This window comes from Chryseobacterium flavum, from assembly GCF_003385595.1.
GTDB classification, from domain to species: domain Bacteria; phylum Bacteroidota; class Bacteroidia; order Flavobacteriales; family Weeksellaceae; genus Chryseobacterium; species Chryseobacterium flavum.
Map to the genome: position 1 here is coordinate 123,323 of NZ_QNUE01000005.1, position 22,548 is coordinate 145,870.

The window sequence follows — 22,548 nt, forward strand, 5'->3', positions numbered from 1 at the left end:
GAAGACTTAAAAAAATAAACTTCTTATGTTAAAACAATTTATAGAAAGACCGGTCCTTTCAACGGTCATCTCCATAATACTCTTATTATTGGGAGCCTTGTCTCTCTTTAATTTACCGATTGCCCTCTTCCCGGATATCGCTCCACCGAGTGTACAGGTAACGGCATTCTATCCGGGAGCTAACGCGGAGGTTGTAGCGCGTTCGGTTGCTACCCCGATTGAGGAGGCAGTGAACGGAGTAGAGAACATGACCTATATGACCTCAAACTCCAGTAACGACGGAACCATGACCCTGAGCGTCTTCTTCAAACAGGGTGCTGATGCTGATAATGCTGCAGTAAACGTGCAGAACAGGGTATCCAAAGCGATGAGCCAGCTGCCTCAGGAAGTGGTACAAGCCGGGATTTCCACACAGAAAGTACAGAACAGTATGATCATGTTCATGGGATTGACCAGTGAAGATGCTAAACAATATGATGAATTATTCCTTCAAAACTATCTGAAGATTAATGTTATTCCACAGATACAGCGTATTCCGGGAGTAGCACAGGCTCAGGTATTTGGCACAAGGGATTATTCCATGAGAATCTGGCTGAAACCGGATAGACTGGCAGCCAACAATCTTTCGCCTCAGGAAGTTCTGGGTGCCATTAAGGATCATAACCTTGAAGCTGCTCCGGGCCGTCTTGGACAGGGAAGTAAGGAAACTTACGAATACATCCTTAAATATAAAGGAAAACTGAACAAGGATGAAGACTATGAAAACATCGCTATCAAAGCAAACAGTGATGGTTCATTCTTAAGATTAAAAGATGTGGCACGAGTAGAATTCGGTTCGTATACCTATACTGCGACAAACAGAGTAGACGGAAAACCAGTTGCCGGATTTGCCATCTTACAGACTGCAGGCTCCAACGCCAATGAAATCCTGACTGAAATTGAAGAGCAGGTGAAAGTAATGGAGACCACTCTTCCAAAAGGAGTAAAACCCATCATCATGTATAACTCCAAAGACTTTTTGGATGCCTCTATCCATCAGGTTGTGGAAACTTTAGTGATTGCTTTCATTCTGGTATTTATTGTAGTATATATCTTCCTTCAGGATTTCAGGTCTACATTAATTCCGGCTATTGCAGTGCCTGTTGCGATCATCGGGACATTCTTCTTCCTTCAGCTGTTTGGATTCAGTATCAACATGCTTACGCTGTTTGCATTGGTTCTGGCCATTGGTATTGTGGTGGATGACGCGATTGTGGTGGTGGAAGCCGTCCATTCTAAAATGGAGCAAACGGGAATGCCGGTAGAACACGCTACTATGAACTCAATGAGTGAAATCTCAGGAGCTATTATTTCCATTACATTGGTAATGTGCGCCGTGTTTATTCCGGTTGGTTTCATGCAGGGACCTGCGGGAGTTTTCTACAGACAGTTCGCCTTCACATTAGCAATTGCAATTTTAATTTCAGCAGTAAACGCATTGACATTAAGTCCGGCATTATGTGCAATGTTCTTAAATGATCCTCAGGGAGAACACGGTGAACATGGTCATAAAAAAGGGTTTGGAGCAAGATTTTTCAATGCTTTCAATGCCAGCTTCAACAGCATGACCAGAAAATATATCTACAGCCTTAAGTTTTTAATTAAAAATAAGTGGGTTGCAGTAGGCGGTCTTGTTGTTATTACCGCAGCAAGTGTCTTCCTGATCAAGAAAGCACCATCCGGATTCATCCCTACCGAAGACCAGGGGTTCGTGTTATATGCGGTAAATACTCCTCCGGGAAGTTCACTGGAAAGAACCCATAGAGCTACAGCCCAGATCGACAAGATCATCAATAGTGAAAAGGCAACCAATCACCTTTGGGTAGCCGACGGGATGAACTTCATCAGCAATGCCAACGCTTCTCCATATTCTGCAGGTTTCATTAAGCTTAAAGATTATGACAAGCGTGGTGAAATGAAAGATCCTGATCAGATTGCAGGAACTTTAACAGGAAAGGTAAGCCAGGTAAAAGATGCCAATGCATTCTTTTTCAACTTCCCTACTGTACAAGGTTTCGGTAACGTTTCCGGATTTGAATTCATGCTTCAGGATAAAACAAACAGTTCTTTTGAACAATTGGGAACAACTACTCAACAGTTCATTGGAGAGCTGATGAAAAGACCTGAAATTGCTTTTGCCTTTACTACGTATGCTGCAGGAAATCCTCAATATACCATTGATGTGGATACTGATAAAGCCAACCAGCTGGGGGTTTCGGTAACAGAACTCATGCAGACGATGCAGATTTATTTCGGTAGTAGCTTTGTATCGGATTTCAACAGATTCGGAAAATATTACCGGGTAATGGCTCAGGCAGATATTCCTTACCGTACGGATATCAACTCGCTGGAAGGAATCTACGTTAAAAATAAATCAGGAGAAATGGTTCCTGCAAAAACTTTGGTTACGTTAAAAAGATCTTTCGGTCCTGAAACGGTAACAAGAAATAACCTTTTCAATGCAGTAACGATCAACGGGACGCCAAAACCTGGCTACAGTACCGGAGATGCCATCAAAGCTGTAGAAGAAGTTGCCCAGCAATCACTGCCCAGAGGCTATGGATATGAATGGACAGGAATTACCCGTGAAGAGATCAAAACAAGCGGACAGACCGCGTTCATCTTCTTCTTAAGCATCCTGTTTGTATATTTCTTACTTGCAGCCCAGTATGAAAGTTATATTCTTCCTTTTGCCATTATTCTTACAATTCCAACAGGGATCTTCGGGGTATTTGCCTTTACAGGACTGGCAGGAATTGATAATAACATTTACGTTCAGGTAGGATTGATCATGCTTGTCGGACTGTTAGCAAAGAATGCTATTCTGATTGTAGAGTTTGCCGTACAGAGAAGAAAAGCAGGAAAAACTTTAATTGAATCTGCACTTCAGGCATCAAGATTACGTTTAAGGCCGATCTTAATGACCTCTTTTGCCTTTATCGTGGGAATGCTTCCATTGATATGGACACAGGGAGCATCTTCAAAAGGTAACCACTCCATCGGATACAGTACCGTAGGAGGAATGCTTACGGGAGTACTATTCGGAATTTTTATCATTCCGGTAATGTATGTAATATTCCAGTATCTGCATGAAAAAATGCCAAGCAGAAAAAAGAAGAGACTTCAGAAAAAACAAATGGAGGAAGAACTTTTAGCTGCCAGTCACTAATAAAAAATGAAATACAAAAACTTAGAGAAAATTTTAAGACTATAAAGGATTAACTATTCACCTGCCTGTTCTTAATGGTTTACAAAAGCTAACTATTTTCTCCTACTAAAGACAATTTTGCCTCAATAGAAACCTCTCTAAGTTTTGTATTCAATTAAAAGTTTAAAAACTATGAAACGAGTAAAAAATATTATTCTAACTTTTGCGCTGGCTATAGGCTCTGTATCGTGTGTGTCAAAACTGGCATACACGGAGCCTGAGCTGCCGCTTCCTGAAAAGTTTCAGTATACTGCAACTGCAGACACTGCCAGCATCGCCAACCTGGAGTGGAAACAGTTTTTCAGCGATCCCATTTTACAGGAACTGATTGAAAAAGGAATTAAAAATAATTATGATCTTCAGATTGCATTAAAACAGGTTGCCGCTTCACAGGAAAAACTGAAACAGGCAAAATATATGCAGTATCCCGATGTTGGTTTCGGAGTAAGCGGGCAGATCTCAAAACCTTCCAAAAACAGCATGAACGGGCAAAGCTTAAATTTATTTTTAGGCTCAAGCCATGTTGAAGACTATAATGCAGCCTTTAACCTTTCCTGGGAGGCTGACATCTGGGGAAAAATCAAAAACCAGCAGGAAGTTTCAAGAATGCAGTACCTTCAGACCTATGAAGGTTCAAAAGCAGTTCAGACCCAGGTAGTAGCTGCCATTGCACAGGGATATTATAATCTTCTGATGCTTGATAAACAACTCGCTATTGCAAAATCCAATCTGGAACTGACCAGCAATACCCTATTGATGACACAAAAAATGTGGGAAAGCGGAGACAACACTTCTCTGGGAGTACAGCAGGCAGCAGCACAGAAACAGGCAACAGAACTTCTGATTGCCCAGCTGGAACAGAATATTGCCATTCAGGAAAATGCATTGAGCATTCTGGTAGGAGAACTGCCAAATAAAGTGAACCGAACAATTGAAATGACAGATACTTCCTTACCTCAAAACATCACTGCCGGACTTCCTGCAGCAATGGTAAGCAGAAGACCGGACGTTCGTCAGCAGGAACTTGTTTTACTTGAATCCAATGCTATAGTAGGAATTGCCCAGGCGAATATGTATCCGTCATTAAAGATTACAGCCAACGGAGGTGTGAACTCTTTCAAATTTGATAACTGGTTTCAGATTCCTGCTTCGTTATTCGGATCTGTTTTGGGAGGAATTACCCAGCCTATTTTCCAGAAGAGACAATTAAAAACGGACCTGGAAGTAGCTAAAATTCAAAGGGAGAAAAATGTTCTTGCATTCCGCCAGGCTGTATTGAATGCAGTGGGTGAAGTTTCGGACGCTTTGGTTTCTAATGAGAATTTAAAAGTACAGGAACAGAAAGCCACGGAACAGGCCACTACACTAAAGGACGGAATTAAAAGTGCACAACTTCTTTATAAAGGAGGTTCAGCCAATTACCTGGAAGTGATCACCGCACAGGGAAACTCACTTCAGGCGGAACTGAATCTTGCTTCCATTAAAAGACAGAGATTAAGCAGCATTGTAGATCTATACAGAGCGCTGGGCGGCGGTTGGAAGTAGTAAATTAAATTATATTGTTAAAAGTGCGGTTCTTTTCAGGACCGCATTTTTACTATTCCCTTCAATTGTTACGTTAATTAAAAAGCAAGAGATTATTTCTGACACTGCCCACCAATCCACTGAAGCAATTCTTCAAAATCTTTCTCAGAATATCCCAATTGCAAATAATGAATATCATCTGCTTTTCTGTACCATGTAAGCTGACGTTTAGCATATCTTCGGCTGTTCTTTTTAATTTCTGAAACAGCAAATTCAAGATCCCACTCCCCATCAAGATATTTGAACAGTTCTGTATAGCCAACTGTATTCAAAGCAGTCAGTCCTTTAAAATTTTCCAAGCCTTTCACCTCATCCAACAGGCCTTTATCCATCATGACATCTACTCTTCTGTTAATCCTGTCATAAAGTTCCTCTCTCGGAGCCTCTATTCCTATCCTGATGACATTAAAATCCCTGGTATCCTGTGAAACTGCAATCAACTCAGAATATTTTCTGCCGGTTTGCCAGATAATATCAATGGCGCGCAAAAGTCTCCGGTGATTGTATATATCTACGATTCCAAAATATTCGGGGTCGAGATCTTTCAAAATTTCCTGAAGTTTTTCTATGCCTTCCTTCTCCATCATCTCATGCAGTCTTTCCTGATTTTCAGTACTTGCTTCGGGGAGATCATTCAATCCTTCTATTACTGCTTTTTCATACATCATACTTCCTCCGACCAGAATTACAGTATCATGGTTTTTGAAAAGTTCATCAAGCTTTTGTAAAGCATCTTCTTCATATTGTCCGATAGAATAGTAATCTTCTACAGAAAGATTTCCTATAAAATGATGCTGAACTGCAGCCAGTTCTTCCTCTGAAGGTGCTGCGGTACCTATTTTCATTTCTTTGAAAAACTGTCTGGAATCACAGGAAACAATCTCTGTATTGAAATGTTGCGCCAGATCAATTGCCAATTTTGTCTTACCAATTCCGGTGGGACCTACTACAGAAATCAAATTTTTCATCAGTTCACGTTCATTATTTTATCGGTCAGATGCAACCTTACAGATTTCACAGTGCTAATTTAAATGTTTATCTTTGTAGAACAATAAAAAACTATGATTTTATCAATGACCGGCTTCGGCAGAGCTGAAGATGTTTTTGAAGGAAAAAAAATAACAATAGATATTAAATCATTGAACAGCAAGAGCTTTGATTTAAATATTAAAATTCCTTTACGCTATAAAGAAAAAGAATTTGAGATCAGAAAAATTCTTAATGATAGAATTATCCGTGGAAAAGTGGACTGTTATGTCAATTTAGAGAATCTTGAAGAGTCCAACGATGTAAAAATCAATAAAAATTTAATTGACTCTTACATCAATGAGCTTAAAAACATTGCATCAGACGGACCTGATTTTGAATATCTTAAGATGGCAGTACGACTGCCGGATGCTATTACATCGAGACCTGATGAACTTACAGAAGGAGAATGGGAAGCACTTGCAAAAATTGTGAATACAGCTGTAGACCGATTTGAAGAGTTCAGAAAAACTGAAGGCGGCATTTTACATGAAGAACTTAACAGAAATATTGAGAATATTGATAAGTATCTGAGTGAGGTGATTCCGTTTGAAGAGGAAAGAATTGTGAGTGTAAAAGAACGTTATCAGAAATCACTGAAAGAATTTGAAAATGTTGATGAGACCCGCTTCTACCAGGAAATGGCTTATTTTACGGAAAAGCTTGATATCTCAGAAGAAAAGGTAAGACTGGCCCAACACCTGAAGTATTATAAAGAAGTAATGGATAATGAATCTTTCAATGGAAAAAAGCTTGGCTTTATCTCACAGGAAATCGGAAGGGAAATTAATACGTTAGGATCAAAAGCCAATCATGCAGAAATTCAGAAATTGGTGGTCATGATGAAAGACGACCTGGAAAAAATTAAAGAACAAACGCTAAACGTATTATAATAGTTGACCGTTGAGAGTTAACAGTTGTTATAAACTGTAACTTTCAGCCAGCAATTACAACTCTATGAATAAAGTAATTATATTTTCAGCACCATCAGGAAGCGGAAAAACTACATTGGTAAAACATTCCCTGGAAACATTTCCCGAATTGGAATTTTCAATCTCCTGTACAACAAGAGAACCGAGAGGTAATGAAGCTCATGCAGTAGATTATCATTTTTTAACACCGGACGAATTCAGACAAAAGATTGCTGAAGATGCTTTTGTAGAATATGAAGAAGTATATACCGATAAATATTACGGCACCTTAAAATCTGAAGTGGAAAAGATCTGGAATCAGGGAAAAGTTGTTATTTTTGATGTGGATGTAAAAGGGGGTATTTCTTTAAAAAAATATTTTGGAGATAAGGCATTATCTATTTTTATAGAACCACCTTCAATAGAAGAACTGGAACGAAGATTGATTTCAAGGAATACAGATGATGCAGAAACCATTAAAACCCGTGTAGCAAAGGCCGAAGAAGAAATGTCCTATGCAAACGAGTTTGACAGGATCGTAATCAATACCGATCTGGATGAAGCCAAAAAAGAGATAGAAAGTTTAATAAAAAGTTTTATCAGTAATTAATGGGTGGAAGAAAATACTCTCCAATCCTGCTTCTAAAATTCTGATAAATAAAAAACATTGAGGTTGATATGAGTACCGAAACATTAGAAAAAGCTAAATCTGCAATTCCCGTTAAAGGATTTCTGGATATAAAAGATATAGCAATTCCTCAAGGGGAAGAATTAGTGAAAGCTATTCTTAAACTTAAAGAAGAAAAGAATGCTGTAATCCTTGCCCATTATTACCAGCCGGGAGAAATTCAGGACATCGCAGATTTCCTTGGAGATTCCTTACAGCTGGCCAGACAGGCAAAAGAAACAAATGCTGATATGATTGTATTCTGCGGAGTACATTTTATGGCAGAAGCTGCAAAAATCCTCAATCCTACCAAAAAGGTGGTTCTTCCCGATACGATGGCCGGATGTTCTCTGGCAGATGGATGCTCCGGAGAAGGATTGAGAAAAATGAGAGAGCAGCACCCTGATGCTTTAATAGCAACCTACATTAACTGTAATGCTGAAACTAAAGCAGAAAGTGATATCATCGTTACAAGCTCCAATGCTGAAACAGTCATTGAAGCACTTCCAAAAGACAGACCTATCATCTTTGCTCCGGACAAGAACCTGGGAAGATATTTATCTAAAAAAACGGGACGTGATATGATCCTTTGGGATGGAAGCTGTATAGTGCATGAGGCTTTTTCAATGGAAAGAATTGCCAAGCAACTGGCAGACAATCCGGATGCCAAACTGATTGCACACCCTGAAAGTGAAGAAGCTGTTTTGAAACTGGCTCACTTTATCGGTTCTACTTCCGCATTGCTTAACTATGTAGAAAAAGATGACTGCCAGAAATTCATCATCGCTACAGAAGAAGGTATTCTGCACGAAATGAAAAAACGTGCTCCTCACAAGGAATTGATCCCTGCACTGGTTTTTGACGAAAGCTGTAACTGTTCAGAATGTTTCTACATGAAACGTAATACTATGGAAAAATTGTATTTGTGCATGAAGTATGAACTTCCTGAAATTCTTATTGATGAAGAGTTAAGATTAAAAGCATTGAAGCCAATTGAAGCCATGCTTGATCTCTCCAAAAGTATAAAATAAATAAGAGCACTGTTTTTCACAGTGCTTTTTATTGTTTTATTAAGAAAAATTAGTTTAGGATACTCCGCCGTCTACACATTCTATGCTTACCAGAACACACATCTTACAATAATCAGGAAGTCCCTGATAGGCAGCACAGGAATACTGATATTCCGGGCCATCTCCAAAGGTAGCATTCTGTGGACATCCTGCGCATCCAGATGGGCCGGCTCCATTTATTATTTCAAGTTCTTTTCGGTTTAATTTCTTTAAATTTTTCATAGTCGTTTTAATTTTAATTGATTTAACATTGATTTAGTATTGGGCCAATACTTACAGCATGGGTGCATAACAGGTTCCTCCCGGTTTCCGCCAGCATCCCCATTGTCCACCTCCGCGAAAACATACAAACTGTTCACCACCACAAGCTTCAATCTGGATATCAGTGAATCCTCCGGTGATGCTTTTCTTTTGTTCACGTGATAATTTTTTAATTGTTTTCATACGTTTTAATTTTAAGATTAGAAATAAGATTATTATTGTTTATTGATTAAAAATCAATACGGATCAGAACATTCAAAACTGACCAGTACTCTTCCTTTACAACATGGTGGTAAGGCGTGATAATCGGCACATGACCTGGGTTCACCTGGTCCATATGGTCCCGCTGGACAATACTCAAAACAATCATTCACATCTCCTCCACTGATAGATTTTAGATTTTTGCGATTCACTTTTTTTAAATTTTTCATGGTTACATTTATTACAGTTAGAATCATAAATATAAGATTTTTAATTAATTACAACAAATATATCTCTAAAAAAGGAAATAAATTTTATAGTATTAAAAAGTTGGCCGTTTCAAAATAATTTGTACATTTGTTCCGTTACAATGAATTTTCTAAGAAACATATCTGATATTTCTGCCCTGAAATCACTTATTTCAGGTATATCTTCTGTTTCTACATTCACAACTACAACAACTACCCCATAACGGGGTAAATTTTCACATATTATTTCCGGTACCCGTACTCTTTTTTCAAAGAGTAACCATTCTTTTTATCCAACTTCAAATAAATAATTGATGAAAGTTTTAAAATTCGGCGGAACATCAGTCGCCCATTCTCAGAATATCTTACTGGTGGAAAAAATTATAAAAAGTGAATCTGTAAAAAGCAAAGTTATTGTGATTGTATCAGCACTTCATGGTGTTACAGACCAATTGATCAAAGCTGCAGAACATGCTTCTGTACATGAGGAAAACTATATTCAGATCGTTAAGGATCTTGAAGAAAAACATATTAATTTAGTGAAGGAACTTTTCCCTATTACAGAACAAAGTTCATGGCTGAGCTTTGTAAAAAAACATTTCAATGATCTCGAAGAGCTTTGCAACGGAATCTCTGTTCTTGGCGAGCTTACAGCCAGAATCAAGGATAAAATTGCCTCTTACGGAGAATTTTTGTCTTCAAAAATTATTGCGGCAAGACTACAGCATCAGGGACTGGACTGTATGTGGATGAATTCCGCAGACCTTATCCGAACAGACAGTAATTTCACTCACGCCAAAGTAGATTTGGATTTTACTGAAGAGAATATTGTCAGTTTTCTCAGTAAAAATCAGAACCGTATCATCGTAGGCCCAGGTTTTATAGCCAGCGATGAAAAAAATAATGCAACAACACTGGGAAGAGGTGGCTCAGATTACACAGCTTCTATTATTGCAGCTTCTGTTCATGCGGAAGAGCTTCAGATATGGACTGATGTTAGCGGAATGATGACTGCAGATCCCCGTCTTGCTTCCAATGCCAAGCCTATTTCCGAAATATCTTATCATGAAGCAATGGAGCTGTCACACTTTGGGGCAAAAGTGCTTTATCCACCTTCCATTCAGCCTGTCATGGTTAAAAATATTGACCTGATCATCAAAAACACGTTTAATCCTGATGCTCAGGGGACTTTAATTTCTCATCAGCTTAAATCTTCTGAGAACGGAAGGCAGGTTGCAGTAGGAATTTCAAATATGAACCATATTGCCCTGCTTACACTGGAAGGCAGCGGAATGGTTGGAATTCCCGGTATTTCGGCAAAATTATTCCAATGCTTAAGTCAGGAAAAAATAAATATAATTCTGATTACCCAGGGATCTTCAGAACATTCCATCACTGTTGCTATTGAAGAAAAAGATGCTTTACGTGCTGAATATTCGATCAACAGTTCCTTTGCTGATGACATCAACCTGAAAAGAGTTTTTCCGGTAAAAATTGAGACCGGTCTTTCCATTGTAGCTTTAGTGGGAGAAAATATGAAAAGCAGAAGCGGCGTCAGTGCAAAGATGTTTGGATGTCTCGGAAATAACGGTATCAATATAAGGGCTATTGCACAGGGATCTTCGGAAAGAAATATCAGTATTGTCATTTCAGAAAAAGACAGCAAAAAAGCGGTGAATGTACTTCATGAAGAATTCTTCGAATCTGAAATAAAGCAGATCCATCTTTATATCTGCGGAACAGGGAATGTAGGTTCAAAACTGGTTCAGCAAATTTATAATCAGAATGATTATTTAAAGGAAAACTTTTTAATCAATCTGAGAATTGCAGGAATTTCCAACAGTCGTCATATGTCATTTGCGGATCAGGGAATATCTGAAAAAAATTACCTTACATGGAATCAGCAGGGGCAAAAAGCTTCTGCCGGAAAATTTGCTGAAGAAATCATCCACAGGAATCTGAGAAACTCTGTTTTTGTTGATGTAACGGCAAGCGCTGATGTTCCGGAAATTTATGAAAGTTTACTGAAGAGAAGTGTGAATATTGTTGCCTGCAATAAAATTGCGGCTTCTTCAGATTTTAAACAATATAAAACATTAAAAGATACCGCAAGAAATCACAACTGCAATTTTTATTTTGAAACCAATGTAGGTGCCGGGCTTCCGGTTATAGGAACTATTAACGACCTGATCAAAAGCGGAGATAAAATCCAATCTATTAAAGCTGTATTAAGTGGAACACTGAATTTTGTCTTTAATGAGTATGACGGCAGCAGAACATTCTCTGAAGTGGTAGCACAGGCACAGAAGGAAGGATATACAGAACCGGATCCGAGGCTCGATCTTTCCGGAAAGGATGTGGCAAGAAAAATTTTAATCCTGGCAAGAGAGGCCGGATACCCGCTTCAGTTTGAAGAAATTGAAAATATCAGTTTTCTGCCGGAAGAATGCATGGAGGGAAGTGTTGATAATTTTTATGAAAAGCTTACAGCATATGAAGATCATTTTAAAAACTTATTGAATAATGCCAAAAACAAAGGTAAAATACTAAAATATGTTGCAGAGTTTGAAGATGGAAAAGCTAAGGTGGGATTACAGCATATTGCCCCGGATAGTGATCTGTTTCACCTTTATGGTAAAGATAATATTGTCATTTTCAAAACCTTGAGATATTCTGAGCAACCACTGGTTGTAAAAGGAGCCGGTGCCGGAGCTGATGTAACAGCAAGCGGAGTTTTTGCAGATATAATCCGTTCTATTTAAAATAATATTATGAAAAAAATAAAATTAAAAGTGCCGGCTACTGTAGCCAATCTGGTGTGCGGATTCGATATTCTTGGAATGGCCGTACATGAACCTTATGATGAGATGGAATTCAGACTACTGGACACTCCGGACATTATCATAAAACATACTGACGCTTTCGGGCTTCCTGAAGAGCCTTCCGGAAATGTTGCGGGAATCGTTCTGTTAAAAATCCAGGAATATTTTAATCTGAAAACCGGCTTTGAAGTAATCATTCATAAACATATCAAGCCTGGAAGCGGGCTCGGCTCCAGTGCTGCAAGTGCCGCCGGAGCCGCTTTTGGAGCCAATCTGTTATTAGGAAACAAATTAACAAAGGAAGAAATGGTTCATTTTGCCATGTTTGGAGAAGAACTCGCTTCAGGTGTACGGCATGCAGATAATATTGCTCCCTGCATCTATGGAGGGATTACCCTGGTAAAATCAACAAACCCGATTGATATTATTCCGCTGAGCTGTCCTGATCTGTTTGCCACTGCTGTACATCCGCAGGTGGAAGTCAAAACTTCAGATGCCAGACAGATTTTAAAGAAAAATATCACTTTAAAAAGCGCTGTTGAGCAATGGGGAAATATAGCCGGATTGATAGCTGGAATTCAGAAAAACGATATCTCATTAATTGGAAGAAGCCTCAATGATGTCATTATAGAACCCATACGCAGTATTCTCATTCCGAAATTTGATGACATCAAAGAGATGTGTTTACAGCTGGGAGCTTTGGGAGGGGGAATTTCCGGTTCCGGGCCTTCTATTTTCATGTTGTCAGAACAAAAAGAAACTGCAGAAAAAATTGCTCAGATGATGAAATCAGTGTATGATAAAATTGAAATAGAAAGTTTTGTATATGTGTCAAAAATTAATCCGGCAGGAATTCAAATTATTGAAGAAAAATAAAACAGAAATGAAATATTATAATTTAAAAGATACTTTGGAAAAAATAAATTTCAGAGAAGCAACCATAAAAGGTCAGGGAAAAGAAAAAGGACTATTTTTCCCCGAAAACATTCCACAATTTGATGAAGAATTTATTCAAAACCTTCATCAGTATTCCAATGAAGAAATTGCATACAAATGTATGAAAGACTTTGTCGGGGATGAAATTCCTTCAGAAATACTAAAGAAAATTGTAACGGAAACTACTAGTTTTAAGATTCCATTGGTAAAGATTAATGAGAAGATATCCATATTGGAATTATTTCATGGCCCTACTCTGGCTTTTAAGGATATCGGAGCAAGATTCATGAGCCGTTGCCTGTCTTATTTTCTGAAGGATGAGCAGAAAAAAGTTACTGTTCTTGTTGCCACCTCCGGAGATACAGGCGGTGCCGTTGCTCATGGATTTTATAAAATTCCACAAATCAATGTGGTCATTCTTTATCCAAAAAACAGAGTAAGCCCCGTTCAGGAAAAACAGTTGACAGCATTAGGAGAAAATATTTCTGCACTGGAAGTAAACGGAAGCTTTGATGACTGTCAGAACCTTGTTAAACAGGCATTTTCAGACGAAGAAATCAATAATCAGTTATTTTTGACGTCTGCCAATTCTATCAATATTGCGAGATGGCTTCCTCAGCAGATTTATTATTTAATCGCCTTAAAACAATGGATACAGCAGTATAAAGAACTGCCCGTAATTTGTGTACCCAGCGGAAATTTTGGAAATATCTGCGCCGGACTGCTGGCTCACTTCAGAAGGCTTCCAGCCAGTCATTTTATTGCTGCCTGTAATGCTAATCATGTCATTCCGGATTATTTTGAAACCCAAAACTACCAGCCACAAAAAGCTGTTACTACCTTATCCAATGCTATGGATGTGGGAAATCCAAGCAATTTTGTAAGAATTTTAGAGCTTTTCGGACATAAATTTGAAGCCTTAAAAAATAAAATATCTGCGTATTCCATTAATGATAACCAAACGATGAGCACCATCACAGAAGTCTATGAAAAATACGGATATATCCTGGAACCTCACAGTGCGGTTGCCTATGCTGCTATGATACAGTATCTGCAAGAAAATCCGGAACAAAAAGGATTTATCCTCGGAACTGCCCACCCGGTAAAGTTCCCTGAGGCAGTGGAAAAAGCCATCCATTCTCAGATTGTAATTCCGGAATTGTTGAATGAACTGATGAAAAAGAAGAAAAAAACTGTAGAAATAAACCCAGACTTTGAAGAATTAAGACGATTTTTGCTTCATAAAATCTGGAACAATGAGCAAAATATATCTTGAAGATGTAAGAATATACGCCTACCATGGTGTGCTTCCTGAAGAAAATATTATCGGAACGTATTATATTCTGAACGTAGAACTTCATACTGACCTGTGGAAAGCAGCAGAATCTGATGATTTGCACGACACCATAAGCTATGCGGACATCAATGATATTCTCCACGGCGAAATGAAAATAAAATCAAAATTATTGGAACACGCAGCCGGAAGAATCATCGCAAAAATTCACAACAGCTTTCCGCAGATCGATTATATTAAATTAAAAATTACCAAAACAGCACCACCAATGCAGGGAGAAATGAAGGGTGCAAGCATTGAACTTGAAAAGAGCTTTAAGCCGGAAAATTAAAATTCATATTTTCGTTGATTAAAAAACATTCAAATTGAAATTCATTAAAATATTATTTTTAGCAGCAGGGGCCAGTATTTTTGGTCAGACCACCGTTGATAACCAGCTGGCTACTTATAACTTTCCGAAGATAAAGTCCAGCATTACAATGCCTGTGACGATTCCTCTTTCGGAGCTGAGCAATATGGTCAATGCATCTGTGAAAGATCTTGTTTATCAGGATGACTCTTATACAGATAATAACAATGACCAGTTTAAGGTAAAAGTATGGAAAACAAGACCCATTCGTCTTGTGGGAGGAACCAGCCAGAATTTACTTATTGAAGTCCCTTTAAAAATATGGGCAGAAAAAGGAATTGGTACTTTAGGAGTTTATACTTATCAGAATACTACTTTTGAAACGGTAATGTCTTTCAATACAACGGTTACTTTTAAAAATAACTGGACCATTATTACAAATACCCGCCCCAATGGTTTCAGATGGGTAACTAAACCTGTTCTTGACTATGGAAGAATACAGATTCCCATTACTTCCATCGTTGAAAAAAGCTTAAAGGAACAGCAGGAAAAATTCTGCAAAACCATAGATCAGCAGATGGCTACACAATTGAATTTCCAGCAGTACGCCTTAATGGCCTGGAATACATTTCTGCAGCCGTTCAATATTTCTGAAGAATACAATACCTGGCTGAAAGTAAGCCCGGTGGGTGTCAATATTACTCCTTTGAAATTTTATGGAAACCAGATCAACGCTACATTGGGAGTTGATATTTATTCTGAAACTTTCACAGGAAGTAAACCTGCAGCTTCTTCTCCGGTAACCAGTGTTGCCAATTTTAATACAACTCCTATCGTTGCAGATAAGTTTATTCTGCAAACTACTGCCAATATCCCTTTTACGGAGGCAAGCAATATGGCAAGAAAAACCTTTCTGAATAAAGAATTTGATGTACGTGACTCTAAAGTAAAGGTAACGGATGTCAGGGTGTATGGAGTAGACAACAGAGTAATCATCGAGGCTCAAACAGATGGATATATAAAAGGAACTTCGATTATTTCAGGAATTCCGGTGTATGATGAAATGAAAAGAAAAATCGTTTTATCAGAAACCAAATTTAAGTTGAAAACAACTAACATTCTGCAGAAAACGGCATCTCTACTGTTTCAGGGAAAAATTGTAAAAATGATTGAGGAAGAATATGGTATCCCAACCCAGGAACTGGAAGAAACTTCAAGAAAAAGTATTGAAGAAGCCTTTAACAAAGAATATTATAAAGGATTAAAAATGAACGGAAAAGTCTTTAATCTTAAACCAAGCAAAATCCTCCTCAACAATACAGGAATCACTGCCGTTATTGATACGAACGCCTCGTTAAAGCTATTCGTCAATGGATTTTAAAACTTAAAAATAAAAATAAAAACTAATAACCAACTATGAGAAAATATTTAGTAATTGTAGATAGAAACAGATCAGATAAGTGGATAAGATTTGCCAATTTTTTCATTGACAGACTCGTTATCACTGTTTTTTTCCTTGCTTTCGGGTTTATTTCTTCCTTATTATACAATCTTGCCAATATTGATTTTTTCATCAATATTGTTTATAAAATATCTGAAGTAAATAGATTTCTTGATATACTGATAACTTCTTCAATCTATTTTTTATACACATTTCTGATCGAATATTTTACTAAAGGGAGATCCATCGGCAAGTATATTACCGGAACTAAAGTCATTTGTATTGATGGTACAGAACCAACCTTCAATGATTACCTTATCCGGAATATTTCCAGAATTGTTCCTTTTGACGGGCTTTCCTTTTTAGGTGAAAACGGCTGGCATGATAAATGGAGTGAGACAAGAGTCATTAATATCAAAAATTATCAGGCTGAAATTCAAGCAAAAAGCGAAATTGAAGATCTTGGAAAGAAAGAAATTGCCTGAAAAACTTTTGTTCATTAAGAATTTTTAGTATATTTGCACACCTCAAAAATGGTAAACAGGGTACTTTGGCCGAGCGGCTAGGCAGTGGTCTGCAACACCATCTACAGCGGTTCGAATCCGCTAGGTACCTCAAAAAACCTCTAAGCTAATTAGAGGTTTTTTTTGTTTTAAACTTTTATAATATTCCATTTTTTCGCCAATATTATATATGAAAAAATTGATCATTTTCTTTTTAATTTCATTTGCCTTAGCGCTTTTAAATGGATATTTTTTCAATTATATCAATGATACTTATTTACATTTTGACGTAAATTATAATAAATATCAAAATATCTCAAAAAATGAGTTAATCTTTATTTCCGTGTTCATTGCTCCTTTTCTCGAGACTTTTATATTTCAACATCTCCCTTATTTGATTTTAACTAAATGGATAAAGGTCAGCAACACAGTATTTTGCATAATCATTATGAGTATCATTTTCTCTTCAGTGCATTATTATAATTGGTTATATATTATTATGACATTTTTTGGAGGCATTATTTTAAATAATCTGTATATCTATTATAGCAAGCACTCCTGTAAATACAGTTTTATTCTGACAGTACTCTTCCATTCATTATTCAACCTTTATGGGTTGCTATTTATAATGTAACCTTGTCATTTCAATAGTATACAAAAACAAGCTCTTCTTTAAATTGGAAGAGCTTGATAAATAATGCAAAAAGTGATGATGATAGAAAATTATTCTAATCAAAGATAACTGATTGCCATATGTATATTTTATGAGTAGCATCATAAAAAAATCCCCGGAAATTCCGAGGATAAAAACTAATAACCATGAAAACTCAAATTAAACATGAGTTGCATAGGTATATTGAAAAATCGTGCCAAAACTATTTTTTTTAATATAATATTTTCACATATACTTCCAGAACCAAAAATAACAATTTATTACTTTTTCAAGCATTTTATTTTCGTTTATAAAAAATATTTAAAATTAATTAAAATCGTTCCACATAAACTCACTCCAAAGCCAATATGAATAAAAATTAATTAATGTGATTTTTCAGAAAAAAATATCAAAAAAATTATTTAGATCGGCCAGATGTCACTCAAGACCATATAAAATCTTGCATAGGACGAATTGGCATAATTTATTCTGTTATGTAATAAACCATTAAATAATCATATCATGGCACAACGAACTTTTAAAAAAGAGGATTTCACAAAAAAGGACGATACAGAATATCAGATCATGTTCAAGGTCAGTGAAATTGGTGAAGGTAGTAATCTGATTACAGAAAAATTAAACGAGAATGGAGAATATGAAACAATACAGACACCGATCAAAAGATTCGATGACAGTATATTTATTGTTTGGGACAAGCCTTTCAATGGTAGAATTATTTTTGATAAGTAACAAAACCTTTAATATTAAAAAAGCCTCCGGATGGAGGCCTCAAAAAACACAAATGATGAAAAAAATTTTATATCAGAAATAAAAATTAATCGTTAATTCTATTTTCAAAATTATACTTTGTATTTTTTCTAATTTATGAGCGTGGTCATATTTATTTTATTTTTTTATTCTTCATGATTATTATAGATCCTGAAATTGAAAACTGAACTATTTTCGTTTGTAAAAAAAATGTTATCTTTACTAATAAAAATATTTCGTCTATATTTTTGAAAAATAGATTTTTATAAAAAAAACACAATTAACATTAATCATTATCATAGTGAGGAAAATACCAGCTATCTATAATTAAGATTATGTTTTTACTGTATATATTATAATTTACAAGACAAATTCGATAAACTGTGATAAAGTTTTCTATACTCATAGCCAACTATAATAATGGAAAATATTTTAGGGACTGCTATAATTCTTTAATCAGCCAAACTTATGAAAATTGGGAGGCTATCATTGTTGACGATGCTTCTACAGATGATTCGGTAGACAAAATAAAATCGTTGATCAAAGATGATCCAAGATTTAAATTATATCACAATACAACCAATCAGGGATGTGGTTTTACCAAGAGAGAATGCATGAAATATGCAGAAGGTGAAGTTTGTGGTTATGTGGATCCTGATGACGCACTTTATCCAGAAGCATTGGAAAAAGCAGTGAAGGAGTTTACTTTAAAAAGTAACATTGTTGCCACCTATTCGCAGATGATGCTTTGTGATGATCATCTTGTTCCTGATAAAGTATTTGCAGGCACCAAGCAGGTTTATAACAACCGTTATTTTTTCAATTGCCCCATTCAGTTTGCTCATTTTTTTACTTTTAAAAAAGAGACTTACTTAAAAGGCTCCGGTATTAATCCTGCTCTCAAAAGCGCAGTAGACCAGGATCTGTATTTAAAAATACTGGAGTATGGAGAGGTGAAATATATCAGAGAGCCTCTTTACCTGTACAGACTTCATTCCAATGGGATTTCACAACAAAGTGCAAAGCAGAATGCAAAAGAGTCTTTTGCTAAAGTAATTCATGAAACAATGCTGAGAAGAGGAATCAGAAAGATCAACAATCAGCCTGTTCCCGAGATGTATACCAATTCTAAAGATATATATAACCTTTTAAACTATCAGACCGGTAAACTACACCGTCTGATAAATAAGATAAGAATTACTTTTAATCTATAATAACAAACTCCTCAAAAGCTGAGGAGTTTTGTTTTGATCATCGGGATATATGGGATAAATGTCTTGTCATTCTTATATTCAAATATACCCAGTTTTATCCACATGGCTTTATGAGCGAAATCATAATAGTCATAGTTTAAAGAAAAGGCCTCCAAGCGGAGGCCTAAAAAACACAAATGATGAAAAAAATCTATTCAGAAAAATCCAAACAGAATATTGTAAGTAATTACTGAATCTTTGTAATTTCCATAACAAAGGGATATCAGAATTACATAGTGGTTTTAAATGTATCAGACAGCATTCTAATAGCCAACGAAAAAATAAACTGGGCTACTTAAGATAATTAAAAGCCCTCTTTTGAGGGCTCGTAAATGTACTAAATATTTTATATTATCCAATAATTATTCTTCCCAAGTTATTGGAATATATACAGTAATATACCCGTCAGCATCTACCTGAGCATCAGATACAGTTGCTACTACAGATCCGTAACCTACCCAGCCACCCTGGCCCTGCATAGCAGAAAACGTATATGTACCTTCCGGAATACCCTCATAATATTGAGGTAAGGTTTGAAAACCTCCGCCATAATAAGTATCAAACACTTCTCCTGTAGTCATATTCTCAGCAAGAAAACTTCCTACATCATAGCTTCCGGAAAGAATCTTTGTCCCGTCTTTAGCCAGCAAACCATACCTTACCTTATATGTTTTTGTTTTTGTTTCGTTTTTTGACATTCCCGAATGTTCCTGTGACGGAGATTTCGTTACATTATCAACCGAAGACCAGGAAACAGCAGTACCTAACAATACTGCAAATGCTGTTGCTGTAAAAATTGATTTTTTCATATTAAATAATTTAGATATACAAATCTAATCATCTCAGATGAATCTAATGAAAACTATTGATTAACTAAAATTTATATCTTATAATCATTTCTTAAAACAATATATGAAGTATTTTTTCAGCTTTTTAAACACTGTTTCTCATTCAACGTCTAAACTTTAACATTCTTTAACTGAATTTGGCTTCATAATTGAAAATAAAATAAATCAAAGTCTCCGGACTTTAAGTTTATTAAAATTTGAATTATGAAAAAGATAGTATTAGCAGGTTTTTTATCTGTTTTTCTGATAACAGCCTGCAAAAAAGATGACAGAACCGCTGAAAAGTCTCTGGAAGAACAAAAACTTGAATTTCAGGCTAGACAGCTCGAAATTGAAAAGCAGAAACTGGCAATTGAGAAAGAAAAACTGGTATACGAAGCTCAAAAGAAAGCAGACAGTATTTCAGAAAGCAAAAAATCAAAAGCTACAGCAAATAATAATTCAAGACCACAGGTTATAAGAGAAACCAGAACTGTATATAGAGATACAAATTCCGGATCCAATTCAGAAGGAAGTAATGGAGGTTATGCAGATAATGGAGCCGGGGCTACCCAGGGGACTACCCAGAAAAAAGGAATGAGTAAAGCTGCCAAAGGAACTATCATAGGCACAGTAGGTGGGGCAGCCGCAGGGGCTATTATCGCCAGAAAAAACAGGGGCCTCGGTGCCGTAATTGGCGGTGTGGTAGGTGGAGCTACAGGATATACAATTGGTAGATCACAAGACAGGAAAGACGGAAGAGTACAACCCCGATAAATTATATTTTTTACGATAACGTAAAAGATTGCTTATTTTTAAGCAATCTTTTTTTATGATACTAATTCTTATTTCTGCGATTTTTATTATTCCCGTCCTTATGGGGATAGGAAGAATCGTTGAGCTTGTTGCAGGGAATTTATTTCCCGGAATTGCCGGAAAAACTTTATCGGGAATTCTGGGAATCTGTATAATCTGGAACATTATTTCTTTTTTTACTCCCCTGAATATTTATATTGAAATCATTACCATCATACTGGGAGTCAGCTTCTTTGTTAAAGATAAACTATTCAGAGAATTCCGGCAGTTTTCAACAGGAGAAATTCTTTTATTAACATTCGTTTCTTTCATTATTTTATGGGCGGGTTCATATGCCCCCTATATATTGGACCACTTTGGATATTACGTCCCAACAATTAAATGGCTGACAGAGTATGGGCTGATAAAAGGAATATCCAATCTGGATCTCACTTTGGGACAAATGTCTGTATGGCATATTTTCCAGGCCGGATTTTCAAATATTTCAGATCCCTTTTTAAGGATCAATACCATCCTTCTGATTATTTATGCTCTTTATATCGTCGAGAAAAAAAATTGGATACACCTGTGCTTTATTCCTGTTATGCTATTGTATTCACAATCACCAAGTCCAGATCTTCCCGTTATCATGTTTTCTTTAATTGTTTTAAATGAAATCATCACAGGAAATAAAAACATCATTTTACTTTTTGCATTTTCAATTTTTACTTTTACCATTAAGCCTACGATGATCTGGCTTCCCATACTGGTGCTCTCCCACTCTATTTTAATTTTAAAATCAAATTTTCAAAAGCTTATTTTAGGATTTTCAATCCTCATTTTGTTTTTTATTAAAAATCTATGGGTATTTGGTTACCCCGTATTCCCGATAGCAATTGGCGATTTAGGAATCAGCTGGAAGCCGAACGAGGAAGTTTTAAAATATTCTTCACAATACGCACTTCAGAAAACGTATGATATGCAGTATTCCTATGAAGAAATCCAAAAATTTTCAACATCAGATGCTATTAAAAACTGGTTTTTTTTAAAAGGCATCAAATCAGAAATTAATATACTATTTATCATAAGCCTGTTTATTTTTTCTATATCTGCATGGCTAAAAAAGAAAAAACTCATTACCCTTATCAGTATTTCAATTTTAATTAAGAGTATACTGGTACTGATCTTTTCTGCACAGTATAGATTTTTTATTGATGTATTTTTTGTCATATTCCTTGTATTATTCTATGAATATTTTAACAAAAGAAAATCAATTGCAGTTTTTTCTGTACTCAGTTTGCTTTTTATCACTGTGTTATCTTTCCCGTCTCTCCTTCAGCAATACTTTCCCAGTTTTAAATCCGGAAATTTCATCAGCGGAGTAAAAAAAGAACAGTTCTACAGGCCATCAACTTATGAGTATTGCCAATTTAAATCTTTCAGGGTCGGGAATTTGAAATTTAATATATCAAAAAACTATCCTTTTAATTTTGACACCCCGCTTCCTTCTGTTTCCGTAGGTTATATTCTTGACGATGCCAAAACAGGTATTTTTCCACAACTTTCCGACAAAAATAATATCCGGAAAGGGTTTATCTGGAAAAAGATGGATTCACTTGAAAAAAAAGAAGCGGAAAGCATTATCAATATTATCGAAAGTACTTATAAATAGAACAAATCCCGAAACTTTATT

At 36.3% G+C, this 22,548-nt stretch carries 21 protein-coding genes and 1 tRNA gene; 17 read left to right on the forward strand and 5 right to left on the reverse strand.

The annotated features are described in order from the left end of the window. The first annotated feature begins 25 nt into the window (after positions 1-25). Positions 26-3,208: an efflux RND transporter permease subunit gene (locus DRF59_RS07680; protein WP_115958415.1), complete on the forward strand. Its 3,183-nt coding sequence runs from the start codon at positions 26-28 to the stop codon at positions 3,206-3,208. A gap of 171 nt (positions 3,209-3,379) precedes the next feature. Further along, complete coding sequence (locus DRF59_RS07685; protein WP_115958417.1) at positions 3,380-4,792, forward strand: efflux transporter outer membrane subunit; 1,413 nt, start codon at positions 3,380-3,382, stop codon at positions 4,790-4,792. A 92-nt stretch (positions 4,793-4,884) separates the two neighbouring features. Here DRF59_RS07685 and miaA read toward each other — a convergent pair whose 3' ends face one another. Beyond that, on the reverse strand, positions 4,885-5,799 hold the full coding sequence (gene miaA / locus DRF59_RS07690) for a tRNA (adenosine(37)-N6)-dimethylallyltransferase MiaA (RefSeq protein ID WP_115958419.1): 915 nt from the start codon (positions 5,797-5,799) through the stop codon (positions 4,885-4,887). Positions 5,800-5,892: 93 nt separating this feature from the next. On the opposite strand from miaA, the gene DRF59_RS07695 reads away from it, so the two are divergent. The 3 genes from DRF59_RS07695 to nadA all read left to right on the forward strand — a co-directional run bounded on the left by DRF59_RS07695 (position 5,893) and on the right by nadA (position 8,466). Then, on the forward strand, positions 5,893-6,750 hold the full coding sequence (locus tag DRF59_RS07695; protein WP_115958421.1) for a YicC family protein: 858 nt from the start codon (positions 5,893-5,895) through the stop codon (positions 6,748-6,750). A 64-nt stretch (positions 6,751-6,814) separates the two neighbouring features. Further along, positions 6,815-7,378 carry a guanylate kinase gene (gene gmk, locus DRF59_RS07700; RefSeq protein WP_115958423.1) on the forward strand — a complete coding sequence of 188 codons (564 nt, stop codon included), beginning with the start codon at positions 6,815-6,817 and terminating at the stop codon, positions 7,376-7,378. A gap of 68 nt (positions 7,379-7,446) precedes the next feature. Beyond that, the gene (nadA, locus tag DRF59_RS07705; RefSeq protein ID WP_115958425.1) at positions 7,447-8,466 is read left to right on the forward strand and encodes a quinolinate synthase NadA; all 1,020 of its coding nucleotides are present in this window, start codon (positions 7,447-7,449) and stop codon (positions 8,464-8,466) included. Between the two features lie 54 nt (positions 8,467-8,520). Here the strand turns inward: nadA and DRF59_RS07710 are convergent, their stop codons facing one another. Genes DRF59_RS07710 through DRF59_RS21260 form a run of 3 tightly spaced genes read right to left on the reverse strand, consistent with a single transcriptional unit; the run spans position 8,521 to position 9,224 of the window. Further along, a complete protein-coding gene (locus tag DRF59_RS07710) occupies positions 8,521-8,727 on the reverse strand; it encodes a bacteriocin-like protein (RefSeq protein WP_115958427.1) in 207 nt (68 codons plus the stop codon). A gap of 51 nt (positions 8,728-8,778) precedes the next feature. Further along, a complete protein-coding gene (locus DRF59_RS20730) occupies positions 8,779-8,949 on the reverse strand; it encodes a bacteriocin-like protein (RefSeq protein ID WP_157967441.1) in 171 nt (56 codons plus the stop codon). A 53-nt stretch (positions 8,950-9,002) separates the two neighbouring features. Then, positions 9,003-9,224 carry a bacteriocin-like protein gene (locus DRF59_RS21260; RefSeq protein ID WP_115958429.1) on the reverse strand — a complete coding sequence of 74 codons (222 nt, stop codon included), beginning with the start codon at positions 9,222-9,224 and terminating at the stop codon, positions 9,003-9,005. 305 nt (positions 9,225-9,529) lie between these two features. On the opposite strand from DRF59_RS21260, the gene thrA reads away from it, so the two are divergent. From thrA to DRF59_RS07765, 10 genes are all read left to right on the forward strand, one after another. After that, positions 9,530-11,977, forward strand: coding sequence for a bifunctional aspartate kinase/homoserine dehydrogenase I (gene thrA / locus DRF59_RS07720; RefSeq protein ID WP_115958431.1), 2,448 nt, complete (start codon positions 9,530-9,532; stop codon positions 11,975-11,977). Positions 11,978-11,986: 9 nt separating this feature from the next. Continuing rightward, positions 11,987-12,913 carry a homoserine kinase gene (locus tag DRF59_RS07725; protein ID WP_115958433.1) on the forward strand — a complete coding sequence of 309 codons (927 nt, stop codon included), beginning with the start codon at positions 11,987-11,989 and terminating at the stop codon, positions 12,911-12,913. Between the two features lie 7 nt (positions 12,914-12,920). Then, positions 12,921-14,249, forward strand: a complete 1,329-nt coding sequence (gene thrC / locus DRF59_RS07730; protein WP_115958759.1) for a threonine synthase — start codon at positions 12,921-12,923, stop codon at positions 14,247-14,249. Next, positions 14,230-14,598 carry a dihydroneopterin aldolase gene (folB, locus tag DRF59_RS07735; RefSeq protein ID WP_115958435.1) on the forward strand — a complete coding sequence of 123 codons (369 nt, stop codon included), beginning with the start codon at positions 14,230-14,232 and terminating at the stop codon, positions 14,596-14,598. The genes thrC and folB overlap by 20 nt, the downstream gene beginning before the upstream one ends. A gap of 34 nt (positions 14,599-14,632) precedes the next feature. Continuing rightward, on the forward strand, positions 14,633-15,997 hold the full coding sequence (locus tag DRF59_RS07740) for a DUF4403 family protein (RefSeq protein WP_115958437.1): 1,365 nt from the start codon (positions 14,633-14,635) through the stop codon (positions 15,995-15,997). 35 nt (positions 15,998-16,032) lie between these two features. Further along, positions 16,033-16,542 carry an RDD family protein gene (locus DRF59_RS07745; RefSeq protein ID WP_115958439.1) on the forward strand — a complete coding sequence of 170 codons (510 nt, stop codon included), beginning with the start codon at positions 16,033-16,035 and terminating at the stop codon, positions 16,540-16,542. Positions 16,543-16,601: 59 nt separating this feature from the next. Next, a tRNA-Cys gene (locus tag DRF59_RS07750) sits at positions 16,602-16,672 on the forward strand. Positions 16,673-16,750: 78 nt separating this feature from the next. Further along, positions 16,751-17,194, forward strand: coding sequence for a CPBP family glutamic-type intramembrane protease (locus DRF59_RS21265; protein WP_115958441.1), 444 nt, complete (start codon positions 16,751-16,753; stop codon positions 17,192-17,194). A gap of 540 nt (positions 17,195-17,734) precedes the next feature. Next, entirely contained in the window at positions 17,735-17,962 is a 228-nt protein-coding gene (locus tag DRF59_RS07760; protein WP_115958443.1) for a glutathione synthase, read from the forward strand. A 401-nt stretch (positions 17,963-18,363) separates the two neighbouring features. Next, a complete protein-coding gene (locus DRF59_RS07765; protein WP_241505503.1) occupies positions 18,364-19,194 on the forward strand; it encodes a glycosyltransferase family 2 protein in 831 nt (276 codons plus the stop codon). Positions 19,195-19,595: 401 nt separating this feature from the next. Here the strand turns inward: DRF59_RS07765 and DRF59_RS07770 are convergent, their stop codons facing one another. After that, complete coding sequence (locus DRF59_RS07770) at positions 19,596-20,042, reverse strand: hypothetical protein (protein ID WP_115958445.1); 447 nt, start codon at positions 20,040-20,042, stop codon at positions 19,596-19,598. Between the two features lie 243 nt (positions 20,043-20,285). On the opposite strand from DRF59_RS07770, the gene DRF59_RS07775 reads away from it, so the two are divergent. Then, on the forward strand, positions 20,286-20,837 hold the full coding sequence (locus tag DRF59_RS07775; RefSeq protein WP_115958447.1) for a YMGG-like glycine zipper-containing protein: 552 nt from the start codon (positions 20,286-20,288) through the stop codon (positions 20,835-20,837). Positions 20,838-20,892: 55 nt separating this feature from the next. Beyond that, positions 20,893-22,527, forward strand: a complete 1,635-nt coding sequence (locus tag DRF59_RS07780) for an LIC_10190 family membrane protein (protein ID WP_167456659.1) — start codon at positions 20,893-20,895, stop codon at positions 22,525-22,527. Positions 22,528-22,548: the final 21 nt, after the last annotated feature.